This is a genomic window from Actinotalea fermentans, assembly GCF_007991475.1.
Lineage (GTDB): Bacteria > Actinomycetota > Actinomycetes > Actinomycetales > Cellulomonadaceae > Actinotalea > Actinotalea fermentans.
The window spans coordinates 383319-401197 of sequence record NZ_BJYK01000001.1; the positions used below are offsets into that span (position 1 = coordinate 383319).

15 protein-coding genes are annotated in these 17879 nt (G+C 74.6%); 6 read left to right on the top strand and 9 right to left on the bottom strand.

Annotated features, from left to right (window positions below):
* Positions 1-10 precede the first annotated feature (10 nt).
* Entirely contained in the window at positions 11-790 is a 780-nt protein-coding gene (gene ppgK / locus AFE02nite_RS01785) for a polyphosphate--glucose phosphotransferase (RefSeq protein WP_034245257.1), read from the bottom strand.
* On the bottom strand, positions 787-1683 hold the full coding sequence (map, locus tag AFE02nite_RS01790; protein WP_034245280.1) for a type I methionyl aminopeptidase: 897 nt from the start codon (positions 1681-1683) through the stop codon (positions 787-789). Before map ends, ppgK begins: the two co-directional genes overlap by 4 nt.
* A 39-nt stretch (positions 1684-1722) precedes the next feature.
* Here map and AFE02nite_RS17655 point away from each other — a divergent pair, with 39 nt between their 5' ends.
* Complete coding sequence (locus tag AFE02nite_RS17655) at positions 1723-2028, top strand: hypothetical protein (protein WP_261765511.1); 306 nt, start codon at positions 1723-1725, stop codon at positions 2026-2028.
* An 18-nt stretch (positions 2029-2046) separates the two neighbouring features.
* On the opposite strand, the gene panB is transcribed toward AFE02nite_RS17655, so the two are convergent.
* Together panB and AFE02nite_RS01805 are read right to left on the bottom strand one after the other, a co-directional pair.
* The gene (panB, locus tag AFE02nite_RS01800; protein ID WP_052113594.1) at positions 2047-2898 is read right to left on the bottom strand and encodes a 3-methyl-2-oxobutanoate hydroxymethyltransferase; all 852 of its coding nucleotides are present in this window, start codon (positions 2896-2898) and stop codon (positions 2047-2049) included.
* Positions 2895-4556: an NAD+ synthase gene (locus AFE02nite_RS01805; protein WP_034245260.1), complete on the bottom strand. Its 1662-nt coding sequence runs from the start codon at positions 4554-4556 to the stop codon at positions 2895-2897. The genes panB and AFE02nite_RS01805 overlap by 4 nt, the downstream gene beginning before the upstream one ends.
* A 141-nt stretch (positions 4557-4697) precedes the next feature.
* On the opposite strand from AFE02nite_RS01805, the gene AFE02nite_RS01810 reads away from it, so the two are divergent.
* Both AFE02nite_RS01810 and AFE02nite_RS01815 read left to right on the top strand, forming a co-directional pair.
* Positions 4698-6035: a glutamine synthetase family protein gene (locus AFE02nite_RS01810; RefSeq protein WP_034245263.1), complete on the top strand. Its 1338-nt coding sequence runs from the start codon at positions 4698-4700 to the stop codon at positions 6033-6035.
* 17 nt (positions 6036-6052) lie between these two features.
* Entirely contained in the window at positions 6053-9100 is a 3048-nt protein-coding gene (locus tag AFE02nite_RS01815; protein ID WP_146818972.1) for a bifunctional [glutamine synthetase] adenylyltransferase/[glutamine synthetase]-adenylyl-L-tyrosine phosphorylase, read from the top strand.
* Positions 9101-9112: 12 nt separating this feature from the next.
* Here AFE02nite_RS01815 and AFE02nite_RS01820 read toward each other — a convergent pair whose 3' ends face one another.
* From AFE02nite_RS01820 to AFE02nite_RS01830, 3 genes are read right to left on the bottom strand one after another with little or no spacing between them, the layout of a single operon-like run.
* The gene (locus AFE02nite_RS01820; RefSeq protein WP_034248931.1) at positions 9113-9523 is read right to left on the bottom strand and encodes a CoA-binding protein; all 411 of its coding nucleotides are present in this window, start codon (positions 9521-9523) and stop codon (positions 9113-9115) included.
* 53 nt (positions 9524-9576) lie between these two features.
* Complete coding sequence (gene ligD / locus AFE02nite_RS01825) at positions 9577-10458, bottom strand: non-homologous end-joining DNA ligase (RefSeq protein ID WP_146818973.1); 882 nt, start codon at positions 10456-10458, stop codon at positions 9577-9579.
* Positions 10455-11408, bottom strand: coding sequence for an ATP-dependent DNA ligase (locus tag AFE02nite_RS01830; RefSeq protein ID WP_146818974.1), 954 nt, complete (start codon positions 11406-11408; stop codon positions 10455-10457). Before AFE02nite_RS01830 ends, ligD begins: the two co-directional genes overlap by 4 nt.
* A gap of 92 nt (positions 11409-11500) precedes the next feature.
* Here AFE02nite_RS01830 and ku point away from each other — a divergent pair, with 92 nt between their 5' ends.
* Entirely contained in the window at positions 11501-12448 is a 948-nt protein-coding gene (gene ku, locus AFE02nite_RS01835) for a non-homologous end joining protein Ku (protein ID WP_034247840.1), read from the top strand.
* Positions 12449-12471: 23 nt separating this feature from the next.
* Complete coding sequence (locus AFE02nite_RS01840) at positions 12472-13497, top strand: PHP domain-containing protein (protein ID WP_034247841.1); 1026 nt, start codon at positions 12472-12474, stop codon at positions 13495-13497.
* 67 nt (positions 13498-13564) lie between these two features.
* On the opposite strand, the gene AFE02nite_RS01845 is transcribed toward AFE02nite_RS01840, so the two are convergent.
* Positions 13565-14572 (bottom strand): hypothetical protein, encoded by a 1008-nt coding sequence (locus AFE02nite_RS01845; protein WP_146818975.1) that lies wholly within the window; start codon positions 14570-14572, stop codon positions 13565-13567.
* 207 nt (positions 14573-14779) lie between these two features.
* Here AFE02nite_RS01845 and AFE02nite_RS17245 point away from each other — a divergent pair, with 207 nt between their 5' ends.
* Positions 14780-16267, top strand: a complete 1488-nt coding sequence (locus AFE02nite_RS17245; protein ID WP_034247843.1) for an outer membrane protein assembly factor BamB family protein — start codon at positions 14780-14782, stop codon at positions 16265-16267.
* Between the two features lie 11 nt (positions 16268-16278).
* Here the strand turns inward: AFE02nite_RS17245 and AFE02nite_RS01855 are convergent, their stop codons facing one another.
* A complete protein-coding gene (locus tag AFE02nite_RS01855) occupies positions 16279-17784 on the bottom strand; it encodes a SpoIIE family protein phosphatase (RefSeq protein WP_052113917.1) in 1506 nt (501 codons plus the stop codon).
* Between the last annotated feature and the right edge of the window lie 95 nt (positions 17785-17879).

A 17879-nucleotide genomic window follows, 5' to 3' on the forward strand; every position in this document is an offset into this window, starting at 1 on the left:
CGGCTCCGCCTCAGTCCAGCGCCGTGCCGTGGGCGGCGAGCGCCGCTGCGCCGACGATGCCGGCCGCGTTGCGCAGCGCGGCCGGCACGATGGGAGTGCGCAGGTCCAGCAGCGGCAGGAACTGCTCATGCTTCTTGCTCACGCCGCCGCCGACCACGATGAGGTCCGGCCAGAGCAGGTCCTCCACCGCGCGGAAGTACCGCTGCAGCCGCAGCGCCCACGCGGCGTAGTCCAGCCCGTCGCGCTCGCGCGCCGCGTCCGACGCGCGGGTCTCGGCGTCCGCGCCGTCGACCTCGAGGTGCCCGAGCTCCGTGTTGGGCACGAGCGTGCCGTCCACGACGAGGCACGAGCCGATACCCGTCCCGAGCGTGACGACGAGCACCGTGCCGGCGACGCCCTTGGCCGCGCCGTACAGGGTCTCGGCGTAGCCGGCGGCGTCCGCGTCGTTGACGGCGACCACGGTGCGGTCGGTGGTCTCGCGGATCGCGGCCGGGACGTCGGTGCCGATCCACGCGTCGTCGACGTTCGCCGCGGTCCGCGCGACGCCGTGCTGGATCACCGCCGGGAACGTCAGACCGATCGGCGTCCCCATCGGCAGGTCGAACGAGCCCAGGAGCTCGGCGACCGTGACGGAGACCGCCTCGGGCGTGGCGGGCTGCGGCGTCGGGATCCGCAGGCGGTCCGCGGTGAACTCGCCGGTCGCCAGGTCGACGGGCGCGCCCTTGATGCCGCTGCCGCCGATGTCGATGCCGAACGCGTGCGTCGGCCGGCCGAGCCGCTGGGCGCTCATGGCAGCGTCAGGACGTCGGCGCCGGTCTCGGTGACGACCAGCGTGTGCTCGAACTGCGCGCTGCGGCGCTTGTCCCGGGTGACGACCGTCCAGCCGTCGTCCCACATCTCCCACTCGTGCGTGCCGAGGTTGAGCATCGGCTCGATCGTGAACACCATGCCCGGCTCCATCACTGTCGCGTGCTGCGGCGCGGCGTCGTAGTGGGGCACCACCAGCCCCGAGTGGAACATCTCCCCGACGCCGTGCCCGGTGAAGTCGCGGACCACGCCGTAGCCGAACCGCGCGGCGTACCGCTCGATGACCCGCCCGATGACGTTGAGCTCGCGCCCGGGGGCGACGACCTTCAGCGCTCGGTCGAGCGACTCACGGGTGCGCTCGACGAGCAGGCGGGACTCCTCGTCGACGTCGCCGACGAGGTAGGTGACGCAGGAGTCGCCGTGCACCCCGTCGAGGTACGCGGTGATGTCGACCTTCACGATGTCGCCGTCCCGCAGCACCGTGGAGTCGGGGATGCCGTGGCAGATGACCTCGTTGACCGACGTGCAGATCGACTTGGGGAACTCGGTCGACGACGGGTGCGGCCGGTAGCGCAGCGCCGACGGGTAGGCGCCGTGGTCGCACACGAACTCGTGGCCGATCCGGTCGAGCTCGTCGGTGGTCACGCCCGGCACCGCGTGGCGGCCGACCTCGGCGATCGCCTGGGCCGCGATGCGGCCGGCCCTCCGGATGCGCTCGATGGTCTCGGCGTCGCTGACCAGGCCACCGACCTGCCGCTCGTGGTCCCGCCCCACGTACTCGGGCAGCGGTACGCGCGACGGCACCGCGCGCAGGGGGGACACGGTTCCCGGGCGGAGCGTGCCCTCCGGCGCGTGCGTCGTCGACATGGATGGCAGTCTACGGAAGGGGGGTGTCGCCGAGCGCGGAGGGGACCGATGACGGAGCGGGGCGGACCGATCGCACGGTGGTTCGGGCGATGGCGGGATGGCGGCGCCGGACAGGGCGGGACGGGCACGGGTGCGCCCGCCGGGGCCCACGAGTTCTGGGTGGACCTGGCCACGGGTGCCGTCGAGCAGGGCAGGCAGAGCCCCGGTGCCCAGAGGATGGGCCCGTACCCGACGCGGGAGGCCGCTCAGCGCGCCTTCGACACGGCGGCCGCGCGCAACGAGGCCTGGGACGAGGACGACCGCCGCTGGAACGACGACGAGTGGCCGAAGGACGCAGGCCCGGCGGCGCCGTGACGCCGGCGGTGGGCGCCGCTACTCCAGGAAGCTGTGGGCGTCGTCCGGGAAGACCTGGCCGCGGACCTCCGCGTTGTAGGCCGTGACCGCGCGGACCATCTCCTCGCGCACGTTCCCGAACTGCTTGGAGAACCGCGGAGTCCACGTCGAGAGGCCGGCCATGTCGGCCCAGACGAGCACCTGACCGTCGCACGCGGCGCCGGCACCGATGCCGATCGTCGGGATCGCCAGGATCTCGGTGATCCGGGCTGCCAGCGGCGCGGGCACCATCTCCAGCACGACGGCGAACGCGCCCGCCTCCTGCAGCGCGAGCGCGTCCTCGGACAGCCGCTCGGCGGCGTCGTTCCCGCGGCCCTGGACCCGCTTGCCGCCGAAGACGTTCTCCGACTGCGGCGTGAACCCCAGGTGCCCCATCACGGGGATGCCCGACGACGTCAGCAGCCGCACGTGGTCGGCGACCCGCCGGCCGCCCTCGAACTTCACGGCGTGCGCGCCCGCTTCCTTCATCAGGCGGACGGCGGAGGCGAAGGCGTGCGCGGGGGAGTCCTCGTAGCTGCCGAACGGCAGGTCGGCGACGACGAGCGCGCGCTGCACCGCCCCGGTCACGGCCCGCGTGTGGTGCACCATCTCGTCGACCGTCACCGGCAGCGTGTTCGCGTACCCGTAGAAGTTGTCGCCCAGGGAGTCGCCGACGAGCAGCACGTCGGTGCCCGCCTCGTCGAAGATGCGGGCGGTCGGCGCGTCGTACGCCGTGAGCATCGTGATCTTCTCGCCGCGCTCCTTCGCCTCGCGCAGGTGGTGCACGCGGACGCGGCGCGGCTTGGCCGGCTGCTGGTCGGGGGTGGCCTGCGGGCCGTGCTGATCCGTCATCGGGGATCTCCCTTCGGTTCGCGCCAGCGGTTGGTGACAGGTAGGCGGCGGTCGCGCCCGAACGCCAGGGCGGTCACCTTGGGCCCCGGCGGGTACTGGCGGCGCTTCCACTCCGCGCGGTCCACGAGAGCGAGGACCCGGTCGACGACGGCGGCGTCGAAGCCCCGCGCGAGCAGCTCGTCGCGGCCCTCGGCGTGCTCGACGTAAGCGTCGAGCACCTCATCGAGCAGGTGGTAGGGCGGCAGCGAGTCGGTGTCCATCTGGCCGGGTGCCAGCTCGGCCGACGGCGGTTTGGTGATCGAGCTCTCCGGGATCGGCGGGATCTCGCCGGCGTCGAGCGCCGCCTGGTTCCGCCAGCGCGCCAGCGCCCAGACCCGTGACTTGTCGACGTCCTTGAGGGGCGCGAAGCCGCCGACGGCGTCGCCGTAGATCGTGGAGTAGCCGACCGCGAGCTCGGACTTGTTCCCCGTCGCGAGCACGAGGTGCCCCTCGACGTTCGACAGGCCCATGAGGATCACGCCGCGGATCCGCGCCTGCAGGTTCTCCCCGGCGATGCCCGGCAGGTCCATCTCGCCGTGGAACGCTGCCGCCAGCGGCTCGATCGGCTGCACGCGGTAGTCGGCCCCGATCCGGCGGGCCAGGTCCTCGGCGTCGTCCTTGGAGTGCTGGGAGGAGTGGCGGGACGGCATCGACACCCCGACGACGTTCTCCCCGCCCACCGCGTCGGCGGCCATCGCGGCCACGAGCGCCGAGTCGATCCCGCCCGACAGGCCGAGCACGACCGAGCGGAAGCCGTTCTTGCGGACGTACCCCGCCAGGCCCGTGACCACCGCCGCGTACACCTCGGCGTCGGGGTCCATCGGCGGGGCCAGGCGACCGGGCGTGGCGCCGTCGTCCGGCAGGTCCCAGACCAGCAGGTGCGGGGCGAACTGCGGCGCGCGCGCGAGCACCGTGCCGTCGACGCCGACCACGAACGAGCCGCCGTCGAAGACCAGGTCGTCCTGCCCGCCGACGAGGTTCACGTACACCACGGGCGCCCCCGCCTCGGCGGCGCGTCGCGCGGCGAGCTCGGCCCGCACCCCGACCTTGCCCTCCTCGTAGGGCGAGCCGTTCAGCACGAGCAGCAGGTCGGCGTCGCCCATCGCGGGCAGCGGGCCGCCGTCGCGCCAGATGTCCTCGCAGACCACGATGCCCGCGCGCGCGGTGCCGCCGCCCGCGCGCGGCACCTCGACCACGCAGCCGGCGTCGCCGGGCGCGAAGATCCGGTACTCGTCGAAGACGCCGTAGTTGGGCAGGTGGTGCTTGTCGTAGGTGGCCACCACGGCGCCGCCGCGCACGACGACGGCCCGGTTGGTCGGGCGGCCCTCCCGCCCCGGCAGCGCGCTGCGGCCCAGCGTGCCGAGCACGACCGTGAGGTCGCCGAGCCCGCGGGCCACGAGCCCCGACGTGACCTCGGCGAGGGCCGCGTCGGCGGCGCGCGCGAACGAGTCGCGCAGGGCCAGGTCCTCGATGGGGTAGCCGGTCAGCACCATCTCGGGGAACACGACCAGGCCGGCGCCGGCCTCGGCGGCACGAGCCGCCCACTCCAGGACGAGCGCGGCGTTGCCGGTCACGTCCCCGACGCACGGATCCACCTGGGCGAGGGCGATGCGGACCATGCGGCAACACTAGCGACGACCGCCCACGGCGCCGTCCGAGCGGGCGGGAAGGGGGCGCTGAGGGGCGCGCGCCGACCGCGCCCGGTGCGCCGACGTCGCGCCGACACATCCCGGCAACACGGGTGTAGCAGGATGTGGGCCATGGACAGGCAAGAGGAGTTCGTGCTCCGCACCGTCGAGGAGCGGGACATCCGCTTCATCCGTCTCTGGTTCACCGACGTCCTGGGCGTCCTGAAGTCGGTCGCGGTCGCGCCCGCGGAGCTGGAGTCGGCGTTCGGCGAGGGCATCGGGTTCGACGGCAGCGCCATCGAAGGCCTCACCCGCGTGTACGAGGCCGACATGCTGGCCAAGCCGGACCCGTCCACGTTCCAGGTGCTGCCCTGGCGCGGCGAGACGCACGGCACCGCGCGGATGTTCTGCGACGTGCTGACGCCCGACGGTCAGCCGTCGGCGGCGGACCCGCGGCACGTGCTCAAGCGCGCGCTCGCCCGCGCGTCGGAGAAGGGCTTCACCTTCTACACGCACCCCGAGGTCGAGTTCTACCTCTTCGAGGGCCCGGCCGACCCGGCCCAGCCCCTGGTCCCCGTCGACGCGGGCGGCTACTTCGACCACGTGCCGCGCGGCACCGGCCACGACTTCCGGCGGGCCGCGATCCAGATGCTCGAGTCCATGGGCATCTCGGTGGAGTTCTCCCACCACGAGGCCGGGCCGGGGCAGAACGAGATCGACCTCCGCTACGCCGACGCCCTCACGACCGCGGACAACATCATGACCTTCCGCACGGTCGTCAAGGAGGTCGCGCTCGAGCAGGGCCTCTTCGCGTCCTTCATGCCCAAGCCGCTGGGGGACCACCCGGGCTCGGGCATGCACACGCACCTGTCGCTGTTCGAGGGCGACCGCAACGCGTTCTACGAGCCCAGCGCTCCGCTGGAGCTCTCGCAGACCGCCCGGCACTTCATCGCCGGCCTCCTGCGGCACTCGGCGGAGATCACCGCGATCACGAACCAGTGGGTCAACTCCTACAAGCGCCTGTGGGGCGGGGCCGAGGCGCCGTCGTACGTCTGCTGGGGGCACAACAACCGGTCGGCCCTCGTGCGGGTGCCGCTGTACAAGCCCGGCAAGGGCAACTCCACGCGTGTGGAGTACCGGGGCGTGGACTCCGCGACGAACCCCTACCTCGCCTTCGCCGTCCTGCTCGCCGCGGGCCTCAAGGGCATCGAGGAGGGATACGAGCTGCCCGACGGCGCCGAGGACGACGTGTGGGAGCTCACCGGGGCCGAGCGTCGGGCGATGGGCATCGAGCCCCTGCCGTCCTCTCTCGAGCACGCGATCTCCATCATGGAGAACTCCGAGCTCGTGGCCGAGACCCTCGGGGAGCACGTGTTCAACTTCGTGCTGCGCAACAAGCGGCAGGAGTGGGACGCGTACCGCGCGCAGGTCACCCCCTACGAGCTCACGCGGTACCTGCCGCTCCTCTGAGCGCCGGGTCCACTCACGTGACCGTCCCGTCCGCAGGTCGCCCCGCCGGCACGCTGCGCGGCACCCTGGTGCGTCTCGGGTTCGCCGACCCCGAGCGCGCCGAGCGGCTGCTCGCCGAGCCGCAGCTGCGTGTGGCGGTGGGCGGCCTGGACGACGGCGCCCCCCTGCTCGGTGCGCTGGGCACGTGCGCGTCGCCCGACGAGGCGCTGCTCACGCTCGCGCGGCTGCTCGAGGCCGCCGCGGGCACCTCCGTCGCCGACGACCTGCGGACGCTCCTGCGGACCCACTCCGTCGCCCGGGACCGCCTGCTGGGCGTCATCGGGGCGTCGACCGCGCTCGGCGACCACCTCGCGCGCCACCCCGAGGACGCCCTCGCGATCGGCGAGCGGGACCTGCTCACGCCTGATCCGCAGGCCGTCCGCCGGGAGCTGCTCGACGCCGTCGAGGCGGTCGAGGTCGACGTCCCGGGCGGTCCGCCCGTGACCGTGGCGGGCCTGACGGGCGAGGGCGGCACGGACGCGCTGCGCCGCGCGTACCGGCGCCGCCTGCTGCTCGTGGCGGCGGGCGACGTCGCCGCCCGGGAGCCGAGCGCCGCCGTCCTGCCCGACGTCGCCGCAGCGCTCGCCGACCTGGCCGCGGCCGCGCTCGAGGGCGCTCTCGCCGTCGCCCGCGGCGAGCATCCGGACCACGCGGCGGCCCGGCTCGCGGTCATCGGGATGGGCAAGTGCGGTGGGCGCGAGCTCAACTACGTGAGCGACGTCGACGTGATCTACGTCGCCGAGCCCGCCGACGGCGTCGAGGAGTCCGACGGCCTCGCCGTCGCCGCACGGCTCGCCACGGCGCTCGCGCGCGTCTGCTCCGCGCCGTCGGGCGAGCCGGCGCTCTGGCCGGTCGACGCGGCGCTGCGGCCGGAGGGCAAGCAGGGACCGCTCGTGCGGACCGTCGCGAGCCACGTCGCGTACTACGAGCGCTGGGCCAAGACGTGGGAGTTCCAGGCGCTGCTCAAGGCGCGCCCGGTCGCGGGCGACCGCGAGGTCGGCGAGGCCTACCGTGCGGCGATCGCGCCGATGGTCTGGGCCGCAGCCGGCCGGGAGCACTTCGTCGAGGACGCGCAGGCGATGCGTCGGCGCGTCGAGGACAACGTGCCGGCGGCCGAGGCCGACCGGCAGATCAAGCTCGGCGCAGGCGGCCTGCGGGACGTCGAGTTCACGGTGCAGCTGCTGCAGCTCGTGCACGGCCGCACGGACGAGGCGCTGCGCAGCCCGACCACGCTCGACGCGCTCGCGGCGCTCGCCGCCGGCGGGTACGTCGGCCGGGACCACGCCGCGCGCCTGGGCGTCTGCTACCGCACCCTGCGGGTGCTCGAGCACCGCCTGCAGCTGCACCGGCTCCGGCGGACGCACCTCATGCCGACGGCCGACGGCGAGCTGCGCCGCCTGGCCCGCTCGATCGGGCTCAAGAGCGGCGACGCCGTGCTCGAGCAGTGGCGGACCGTGCGCCGGGACGTCCGGCGCCTGCACGAGGAGCTCTTCTACCGCCCCCTCCTCCCGGCCACCGCGCGCCTGTCACCCGAGGACGTCTCCCTGGCCCCCGAGGCCGCGCGGGCCCGCCTCGCGGCGATCGGCTACCGCGACCCGTCGGGCGCGCTGCGTCACATCACGGCCCTGACCGAGGGTGTCAGCCGCCGGGCGTCGATCCAGCGTCAGCTCCTGCCGGTGCTGCTGGGGTGGTTCGCCGAGGGCAGCGACCCGGACGCCGGCCTGCTCTCGTTCCGCCGCGTGTCGGACGAGCTCGGCTCGACGCACTGGTACCTCAAGCTCCTGCGCGACTCCGGCGCGGCCGCGGAGCGACTCGCCCGCGTCCTGTCCTCCTCGCGGTACGTGGCGGACGCCCTGGCCCGCTCACCGGAGTCGATCGCCTGGCTGGACGACGACGCCGAGCTCGTGCCGCGCGACCGCGACCGGCTCGCCGCGGAGGCCACCGCCCTGCTCGCCCGGACCCCGGACGACGGCGAGGCCGTGACCCTGCTGCGTGCGCTGCGGCGTCGTGAGCTCGCGCGGACCGCCGTGGCGGAGGTGCTGGCGCTGCGGGCCGTGCCGGAGACGTCGACGGCGCTGACCGCCGCCGCGGACGTCGCGATCCAGGGGGTGCTGCGCGTCGTCGAACGGCAGGTCGAGGCGACCGACGGCCTCCTCACGCGGCTGTGCGTCGTGGGCATGGGCCGGTACGGCGGCGGCGAGATGGGCTACGGCTCGGACGCCGACGTCATGTTCGTGCACGCGCCGCTGCCGGGGGCCGACGAGACCCGCGCCCAGGCGCAGGCGAGCGCGATGGCGACGCGCTTGCGGTCGATGCTGGGCGCCACCGGCGCCGAGCCTGCCCTCGAGGTGGACCCCGACCTGCGTCCGGAGGGGCGCAACGGCCCGTTGGTCCGCACGCTCGCCTCGTTTGCCGAGTACTACCAGCGGTGGTCGTCGCCGTGGGAGGCCCAGGCCCTCCTGCGTGCGCGACCGTGCGCCGGCGACGTCGGGCTGGGGGAGCGCTTCGTCGAGCTCGTCGCCCCGGTGCGCTACCCCGAGGGCGGCGCGGCGACCGCGTCCGTCAAGGAGGTGCGGCGCCTGAAGGCCCGGATGGAGGCCGAACGGCTCCCGCGCGGCGTGGACCCGGCGCGCCACCTCAAGCTCGGCCGGGGCGGGCTCAGCGACGTCGAGTGGTCGGTCCAGCTGCTGCAGCTCCTGCACGCGCACGAGGTACCCGCGCTGCGGACGCCGTCGACGCTCGAGGCCCTCGGGGCCGCGGTCGAGGCGGAGCTCCTCGCCGACGCCGACGCGGACGTCCTGCGCGAGGCCTGGCTGCTGTCCTCGCGCCTGCGCGACGCCATCGTGCTCTGGACGGGGCGGGCGGGCGGCGCGATGGCGGACGTCCTGCCGCACGACCGGCGCGCGCTCAACGGACTGGCCCGGATGCTCGGCTTCCCGCCGGCGTCGGGTGCGGAGCTGGAGGAGCTCTACCTGCGGACCGGCCGCCGGGCCCGGGTGGTCATGGAGCGCGTCTTCTACGGCTGAGGCTCACCGCGGTCACAGACCGCGTCGGCGGCCCTCGATCTTCGGGCAGGTGTCGATCACGACGTCGAGCCCGGCCGCGCGGGCACGGTCCTCGGCCTCGGGGTCCGCGACGTCGAGCTGGAGCCAGACGGCGGGCGCGCCGAGCGCGATCGCCTCGTCGACGATCGGTCCGACCCGGCTGGAGTTCACGAACAGGTCGACGACGTCGACGGGCCCGGGGACGTCCGACAGGCGGGCGTAGCCGCGCTCGCCGTGCACGGTCTCGGCCCGCGGGTGCACCGGCACGATCGTGTGCCCGAGGGCCTGCAGGTAGGCGGCGACGCCGTAGGCGGGGCGCTCGGCGTTCGTCGAGAGGCCGACGACGGCCCAACGCCCCGGCACCGTGAGGAGCCGGTCGATGACGGCGGGGTCGTTCGAGGTCATGGCACCAGGGAAGCATGGCCGTCCGCGCGGTGCCCGGGGACATGGACCCATCCTCAGGTGGCGAGGAGGTCTCCGTCGGACTCCAGGCGGCGGACCACCTCGTCGGGGGAGAGCTGCGTCATGCCGGGGCCGACCTCGTCCCAGGTGCGGGGAGCGGCGACGGCGGGTCGCTCCCGGCCGCGCAGCGAGTACGGGGTCACCGTGGTCTTGGCCGGGTGGTTCTGCGACCAGTCGAGCAGCACCTTGCCCGGCCGCAGGGCGCGCTTCATGTTCGCGAGGACGAGCGGCTCGCGGGCGGCGAGCTCCTCGGCGACGTTGCGCGCGTACTCGCGGACCTGCATGGCGGTCAGGCTGCCGTCCAGGGGCGCGTACAGCTGCATGCCCTTGCTGCCGCTCGTGACCGGGACCGTCGTGGTCAGGCCGTCCTCGGCGAGGCGGGCCGCGACGAGGCGGGCGACCGCCGCGCACTCGTCGAGCCCCGCGGGCGGGCCCGGGTCGAGATCGACGACGAGCCGGTCGGGGTTCGTGAACGTCCCGTCCGGCAGCACGCGCCACTGGGGCGTGTGCAGCTCGAGCGCGCTCTGGTTGGCCGACCAGACGAGCGCGGCCAGGTCGTCCAGGAACGGGGAGTCGACGACGGTGCCCTCGTCGTCGGTGCCCGGGCTGGCGGGGAGTGGCCGATGGCGCAGCCAGTCGGGTGCCCCGGCGGGGACGTTCTTCTCGAAGAATCGCTCGCCCCCGACGCCTTCGGGCCATCGCACGCGCGTGACGGGCCGGTCCCGCAGCTGGCGCAGGAGGGCCGGCGCGACGGCCGTGTAGTAGGCGATGACCTCGGCCTTCGTCATGCCGTCGGGGTACAGGACCCGGTCGAGGTTGGTCAGCCGGACGCGGCGACCCTCGACCTCGACCCACTGTGCGGCACCGGACGGGCTCATGGGCTCTCCCAGGGGTCGATCGGCACCTCCGTGCGCAGCGCGCGCACCGTCGGCTGGCGCAGCCGCCCGCTCCGGGTGCGCTGGAGGTAGGCGACGTCCACCCCGACGCGCGGCTCGACCCAGGTGACGCCCCGCGCGTCGGCGGCGGGCACCGGGTCGAGGAGCGGGGCGTCGGGGCGGACCAGTCCGCGCAGCGCCCGCTCGAGGTCGGCGCCGCGCCGCCCGCCGAGCCCCGAGCCGGCCTTGCCGAGGTAGCGCCAGGCGCCGGTCGCGTCGGGTGCCGCGAGGAGCACGGCCCCGAGGGGGCCGGCCCCGGCGACGGCGGAGCGCCCCGCCTCGTTCGTGCCCTCAGGGCGCCAGCCGACGACGGCGGCCACCCGGGTTCCGCGGTGCGCCGCCTTCACCCAGTCGGGCGAGCGGCGGCCCGGCTGGTACGTCGAGGTCCGGCGCTTCGCCAGCACGCCCTCGAGCCCGTGCTCCAGGGTCACGTCCCACAGCGGGTCCAGGTCCGGGTAGGTCGGCGAGAGCTGGGTCCGCTCGGGCCAGTCGAGCGCCTCGAGGGCGGCCCGGCGCTCGTCGAGCGGACGCCGGGTCAGGTCGACGCCGTCGAGCACGAGGAGGTCGAAGGCCACGAACGTCACGGGGGAGCGCGCGGCGAGCAGGCGGGCCCGCGCCCCGTCGCGCACGTGCATGCGCTCGGCGAGCGCCTCGAAGCTCGGTACCCCCGCAGCGAGGACGACGATCTCGCCGTCGACCACCGCCCGCGGCAGCGCGGCGAGACCACCCAGCTCGGGGTAGGCGCGGGTGATGTCGCGGCCGGAGCGGGCGTGCAGCCGCACCGCGCCCGTCGTCGTGTCGGCGAGCGCCCGGACGCCGTCCCACTTCACCTCGTAGCACCACTCGACGCCACGGGGCAGGGCGGCTTTATTCGCCGCACGGGTAGCCAGCATGGGCTGCACGGGTCCATCCTGCCTGGTGGGGGCACCGACGGCACTCGCGCCGTCGGCGGGCGGTAGCGCGCCTGCGACCGGGGAGGACACGCATGCGAGCCATCTGGAAGGGCGCGGTGGCCTTCGGCCTCGTCAACGTGCCGGTGAAGGTCTACGCGGCCACCGGCGAGAACCAGGTGACGCTCCACCAGGTGCACAAGGCCGACGGCGGGCGCATCCGCTACCGCAAGGTCTGCAGCATCGACGGTGAGGAGGTCGCCTACGAGGACATCGCCAAGGGCTACGAGACCGACGACGGTCGCATGGTGGTCCTGACCGACGAGGACCTGGACGAGCTGCCCCTGGCCACCGAGCGCGAGATCGCCGTCGAGGAGTTCGTGCCCGCCGAGCAGGTGGACCCCATCATGCTCGGCAAGACGTACTACCTCGAGCCGGAGAAGACCGCCGCGAAGCCGTACGCCCTGCTGCGCGAGGCGCTGCAGCAGACCGACCGGATGGCCGTCGTGAAGGTCGCCCTGCGCCAACGGGAGACGATGGCGGTGCTGCGCGTGCGCGGCAAGGTGATCTGCCTCCAGACGCTCCTGTGGCCGGACGAGGTGCGCGAGGCCGACTTCCCGATCCTCGACACCGAGGTCACCGTGCGGCCGCAGGAGGCGCAGATGGCGGCGTCGCTCGTGGAGTCGCTCGCCGCCGACTTCGACCCGTCGGACTTCTCCGACGCGTACAAGGAGGCCCTCGAGTCGCTCATCGAGGCCAAGGTGACCTCCGGCAGGACCGTGAGCGTCCCGTCCGCGGACGGCGAGGAGAAGGCCGAGGGCGGCGACGTCGTCGACCTCCTCTCGGCGCTCCAGCGCAGCGTGGAGCGGGCGCGCGAGGCGCGGGGCGCCGGTGGGCAGGCCGAGGAGCCGGCCCCGAAGAAGGCCTCTCGCGGCGCCAAGGCCGCCGACGGTGACGAGAAGCCCGCGCGCAGTGCCCGGGCGGCGAAGGACGCCGACGAGAAGGCACCCGCGAAGAAGACGACCCGCCGTCGGGCGTCCTGACGGAGCACGGACCTGCTCAGCCCATGACCACGGCCAGCCAGCACGACGTCGTCCGCGCGCTGCACCGGATCGCGCAGCGGCTCGAGCGCCGAGGCGAGTCGAGGTTCCGCTCGCAGGCCTACCGGCGGGCCGGCGACGTGGTCCGGGAGCTGCCGCCGCACGAGTGGGAGGCCCGGGCGCGCGAGGGCAGGTTCCGGGACCTGCCCGGCGTCGGGGGCAGCACCGCCGAGGTGATCGCCACCGTCCTGGCCGGCGGGGTGCCTGCGGTGCTCGCAGACCTCGACGGCGACGCCCGCGGCGAGACGGAGGCCGGCCGGGCGCTCCGGGCAGCGGTGCGCGGCGACCTGCACGCGCACACCGCGGCGAGCGACGGCGTCGCCTCGCTGGAGGACATGGCGGTCGCAGCCGTGGAGGCCGGGCACGAGTACCTGGCGATCACGGACCACTCGCCCCGGCTGACGGTGGCGAACGGCCTGTCGCCCGAGCGCCTGCGCCGCCAGCTCGACCTCATCGACGCGGCGAACACGGTGCTCGGGCCGTTCCGGCTGCTGCGCGGCATCGAGGTCGACATCCTGGACGACGGCACGCTCGACCAGGAGCCGGAGCTGTTGGGGCGCCTGGACGTCGTCGTCGCGTCGGTGCACTCGAAGCTGCGCATGGAGCGCGCGGCGATGACGCGGCGGATGGTGGCGGCCGTCGAGCAGCCGTGGACCGACGTGCTCGGCCACTGCACGGGTCGCAAGGTCCGTGGCCGCGAGCGGCCCCAGAGCGAGTTCGACGCGGCCGAGGTGTTCGCCGCGTGCGCGCGGCACCAGGTCGCCGTGGAGGTCAACTGCCAGCCCGAGCGCCAGGACCCGCCCGACGACCTCATCGCCCTGGCGGCCGAGGCGGGCTGCCTGTTCTCCGTGGACACCGACGCTCATGCGCCGGGCGAGCTGGACTGGCTCGCCGACGGCTGCGAACGGCTCGCTGCGCACGGCGTCGACCACGACCGCGTGGTGACGACGTGGCCGGTCGGCCGGCTGCTCGCCTGGACGTCGCGGCGCTGACCGGGCAGACGACGAGGGCGACCGGGATGTGCCCGGTCGCCCTCGTCGCTCGTGTGGTTCGGTCGGCTCAGCCGGTGAAGCGAGGCGTGCCGGTGGCCGGGGTGGCCGGCGGCGCGCCGGTGGGCGCCCAGTTCAGCAGGGACGCGCCGGCCGGGACCCCGGCGTACAGGCGGCTGCCGAGGCCGGCCGTCGCTGCGGCCACCGCTGCGTCGACGGCGGCCTCGTACGTCTCCAGGAACGGAGCCGCGGCGATCGAGTCCATGTCCGGGTAGTCGTACATGCTGCCCGCGTAGCCCGTCACGCCGACGAAGAAGGCCAGGTACGCCGTCGCGCCCGGCGCGACGGTCAGGGTGAAGGTCGCGTCGCCGTCGCCTCCGTTCTCGTTGCCGAGGGCGAGCGTGGTGTGCGTCGGGGCCAGTGCCGCGCCGGCGCCGAAGAAGTGCGTCGTGACGACGGGGTCGTACGAGCCGCCGTCGCCCGTGACGATCCAGCGGTCGGCGGCGGTGACCGCGTCGTCGCCGGAGGAGTCCGCCTCGACGACGGTGCCCGAGTCCGAGCCGTAGTTGTTGGCGACCGTCACCTCGACGGTGATCGGCGCGGAGCCCGGGTTCCGGAACGCGGCGAGGACCCGAGCCAGGTCGCCGGCCGCGAAGTACCGGTGCTGGACGGTCACGTCCAGGCCCGACATCGCCTGGGTCGGTGCGGTGACCACCACGTCGTCGCCGTCATCCGTCACGTCGACGACGTAGGTGCAGGGCTCGCCGTCGCCGCCGTCACCGCCGCCAGCACAGTCCGACCCGTACGCCTCGTCGTCCACGTAGAGGGCGAGCACGCCGTCGAACGCGTCACCGTTCTGGCCTCCGCTCAGGTCCTCGCTGCCGTTCGCGTAGACGATCGCCTCTTCGATCTCGAAGGCGTCGCCGCCGTAGATCGAGGGCGTCCACACCGTGCCGCCGACCTCGACCGTGAGGTAGTCCGTCCTCAGGTCGACGGGCTCGGCGTTCGCGACGCCGGTGCCGAGGGTCAGGGCGACGGCGGCGACCACCGGTACGGCGGTGAGTCTGCTGCGCTTCATGGCTCTCCTCGCGGGGGACGGCCGCGTGGAGGCACGCGACTGGACAATGCTGTCCGGTGGAATCTACTGCCCCGCATGCGGGGAACTGATCATGTGATCACGTGATGGACGGCAATGTCCGGCTTTTCACCCGCTTGGACCACGGCCGGTGTTGATCATGCATCGCTCGTCCCAGCGAGAGGCGGCCTGCGGGCGTACCGTCGTGCTATGGCCGTGCGGCCCGACGACCGGATGGTTCCGGTGGAGCTGGTCGACGACGACGAGGTGGTCGGCCCGTCGCCGCGTACCCGCACGCCTCGCCAACGACCGGCTGATCCCGACGGTGCGGACCTGCCCGTCGGCCGGGCCCACGGCGCACTGGTCCGCTGGGCCGTCGCCGGCGTGGTCCTCGGGGCGATCGCCGTCGTCTCGGTCGCGACGACGCGTGGCACGACCGAACCCACGGTGGGGCCCGCCGCCCTGGCGGAGCCGCTCGCGGAGGTGTGGGCCGCCGCCGCGGACGACGTGCTCGCTGCGCACGACGGCGTCGTGGTCGTCCAGTCGACCGGCACCAGGCACCCCCGGGTGCGCGGGCTCGACGAGGCCACCGGTCAGGAGCTCTGGTCCGTGCCGCTCGGATCGGGCGGCATCGCCGACACCTGCCACCCCGGCGTCACCACCGCGGCCGCCACCGCGGCCGCCACCGCGTGGTGCTGGCGCGACCAGCACTGGAACGCCGACCCTGCCTCCGACCAGCTGGTCCTGACCCCCCAGGCCCTCGTCGGCATCGACGTCGGGTCCGGCGAGGTGATCAGCGAGCGTGAGGTGACCGAGGCGTCCGCCGGCTGGGCCGTCGAGGGCGACGAGCTGCTGCTCGCCGCGCGCGGCGACGGCGAGATCCGGCTCTCGCGGGTGTCGCCGGCCGGGTGGCGGACCGTCTGGTCGACGACCGTCTCGCTGCCCCCCGAGCCGCGCGGCCTGCGGCACACGATGTGGCTCGAGGTGACCGAGGGCCTGGCCGTCCTCCACGGCGCGACGACCGCCGTGGTCGACGCTGCCGACGGGCGGGTGCTCGGGAGCTGGACTGCCTCGCTCACGGAGGAGGGCACGATCCTCGACGGCGCCGAGATCGCCGTGACGCCGTGGGGCTTCGCCGCGTGGTCGTCCGCGGTCGAGGGCATGCGGCTGCCCGAGGCGACGTGGTTCGACCGATCGGGCCGCGCCGTCGGCCAGCTCGTGGGGGAGCTCGCCGAACCCGAGGCGACGGACGCCTCCGTGCCGGACGTCCTGCTCGTCACGCGTGACGGCGGCGACACGCTGGTCGCGATGTCCCCGGGACGTGGCGCGGACCTGTGGCAGATCCCCATCGCCGGGGGCAACGTCGTGGCGCGCGAGCAGGGCCTCGCCGTCGTCGCGGCCGGCGACGCGGTCACGGCGTACGAGGTGCTCTCCGGGGCCCGGGTCTGGACCCGACCGGTCGACGGGCTGCACCCCGAGATCACGGGCCTCAGCGACGGCTCCTCCGTCCTGGTGACCGCGGTGCGGGCTCGGCGGTGGACCTCGCTCGTGTACCGGCTGGCGGACGGTGGGCTGCTCTGGTCGGGGACCGTGCCGGGCGGCGGTGAGGTTGGGCTCATCCCGTCACCACCGCGGCTGGAGATGCTCGGGGACACGCCGGTCGTCTGGATGGGCCGCACGCTCGTCTGGGTCGACTGAGCCGCTCGGCCTCAGGCCGGTCCGGCGTCGCGCACGACGGCGAGCACGCATGTGTCGTCGCGGTGGCCCGTGCCGGGGAACCCACGGATCAGGGCGTCCACGAGCGCAGGTGCGCCGCCGGTGAGGTCGGCCGTCCGCAGGAGCCCGGCCAGCCGGCCGAACCCGACCTCGAGCGACTCCCCGCGTCGCTCCACGAGGCCGTCCGTGATCATCGTGAGCGCGCCACCGGGCGGGACCGTCGTGCGCGCCGTGGCGTAGGGGTGCGGCGAGCTGCCGAGCATCGGGCCCTGGGCCCCGTCGAGGCGGCGCGCACCGGCGGCGCCGCCGACGAAGGCGTACGGGTGGCCGGCGCTGGCGTACTCCACGTCCCCGCTCGCCGGGTCCAGGGCCGCGACGACGGCCGTCGCCATCCCGCTGACGCCCGGCGTGAGCAGCAGCCGCGCGACCCGGCTCAGCACCTCCCCGGGCCCGTAGCCCTCGGAGACGAACGCGCGCGTCGCCGCCCGGGCCTGGGCCATCATCCCGACGGCGGTCAGACCGTGCCCGACGACGTCGCCGACGACGAGCACCACCCGGTCCTCGGCGACGATGACGTCGTACCAGTCGCCGCCGAGGCGGACCTGGTCCGAGGCGCTCAGGTACCGCGCGTCGACGCTCCAGCCGGCAAGGTCCGGGAGCGAGTCGGGCAGGAGGGCGCGCTGCAGCTGCTCGAGCGCCGTCCGCTGGTGCTCGGTGACGCGCGCGAGCTCCGCCTGCAGCGCGCGCACGCGCGTGACGTCCCGGGCGATCGCCGCGATGCCCCGCACCTCGGCCGACGGGTGCGACCTGACGGGGAAGAAGGACTCGATCCACACGTGCTCCACGCCGGGGTCCGCGGGGGTGCTGCCGACCACCTCGACGTCGCGGAGCGGCTCGCCGGTCTCCAGCACGGCGCGCAGCGCGGCCTCGGCGGACCCGCGCACGTCGGGCACGACGTCGAAGACGTACCGCCCCACGTGCTCGGCGGGTGAGGTGCCGTTCATCGCGGCGAGCTCGCGGTTGATCCGGACGAAGCGGAGCGCGCGGTCCATGAGCGCGAACCCGACGGGCGCGTCGTCCAGGAGCGTCGAGACGATCGCCGACTCGTGGTCGGCCAGGCGTCCCCGCCACTGCTCGTCGCTGAGGTCGACGACGAGGGCGAGCCAGGGTGGGCCGTCGCCCGGGAGGGTCACGCCGACGACGAGGACCGGTACCCGCGTGCCGTCCGGCCGGACGACGTCGGTGGTCACGGACACCGCGCCGCGCGCGACGATGGTCTGGACCGCGGCGACCAGCCGGTCCGGCTGCTCCGGCGGGGCGAGGTCGCGCCAGGGGAAGCCGTCGCCGACCTGCTCCGCGCTCCGACCGACGATGCGGCCGAGCTCCCCGTTCCCGCCCACCAGGCGAGGGCCGACGCCGCGCGCGATGCCGACCGACGTCAGGCGCATCAGGGCGGCGAAGGTGGGGTCGGCGTCGCGCGCCCCGGGGTCCTGGGCCATGACGTCACTGTCACATGCGACGGCGTCCGTCACCACGGGAGGGCGTCGCGCACCCCGCCCCGCGACCTGAGCGACTCGGGCATGATCGCCTCATG

Excerpts from the sequence above, each read along its gene's own strand:
- ppgK (WP_034245257.1), bottom strand. The coding sequence starts at position 790 with ATGAGCGCCCAGCGGCTCGGCCGGCCGACGCACGCGTTCGGCATCGAC.
- AFE02nite_RS17655 (WP_261765511.1), top strand. The coding sequence starts at position 1,723 with ATGACGGAGCGGGGCGGACCGATCGCACGGTGGTTCGGGCGATGGCGG.
- panB (WP_052113594.1), bottom strand. The coding sequence starts at position 2,898 with ATGACGGATCAGCACGGCCCGCAGGCCACCCCCGACCAGCAGCCGGCC.
- AFE02nite_RS01805 (WP_034245260.1), bottom strand. The coding sequence starts at position 4,556 with ATGGTCCGCATCGCCCTCGCCCAGGTGGATCCGTGCGTCGGGGACGTG.
- AFE02nite_RS01810 (WP_034245263.1), top strand. The coding sequence starts at position 4,698 with ATGGACAGGCAAGAGGAGTTCGTGCTCCGCACCGTCGAGGAGCGGGAC.
- AFE02nite_RS01820 (WP_034248931.1), bottom strand. The coding sequence starts at position 9,523 with ATGACCTCGAACGACCCCGCCGTCATCGACCGGCTCCTCACGGTGCCG.
- ligD (WP_146818973.1), bottom strand. The coding sequence starts at position 10,458 with ATGAGCCCGTCCGGTGCCGCACAGTGGGTCGAGGTCGAGGGTCGCCGC.
- AFE02nite_RS01830 (WP_146818974.1), bottom strand. The coding sequence starts at position 11,408 with ATGCTGGCTACCCGTGCGGCGAATAAAGCCGCCCTGCCCCGTGGCGTC.
- ku (WP_034247840.1), top strand. The coding sequence starts at position 11,501 with ATGCGAGCCATCTGGAAGGGCGCGGTGGCCTTCGGCCTCGTCAACGTG.
- AFE02nite_RS01840 (WP_034247841.1), top strand. The coding sequence starts at position 12,472 with ATGACCACGGCCAGCCAGCACGACGTCGTCCGCGCGCTGCACCGGATC.
- AFE02nite_RS01845 (WP_146818975.1), bottom strand. The coding sequence starts at position 14,572 with ATGAAGCGCAGCAGACTCACCGCCGTACCGGTGGTCGCCGCCGTCGCC.
- AFE02nite_RS17245 (WP_034247843.1), top strand. The coding sequence starts at position 14,780 with ATGGCCGTGCGGCCCGACGACCGGATGGTTCCGGTGGAGCTGGTCGAC.
- AFE02nite_RS01855 (WP_052113917.1), bottom strand. The coding sequence starts at position 17,784 with ATGGCCCAGGACCCCGGGGCGCGCGACGCCGACCCCACCTTCGCCGCC.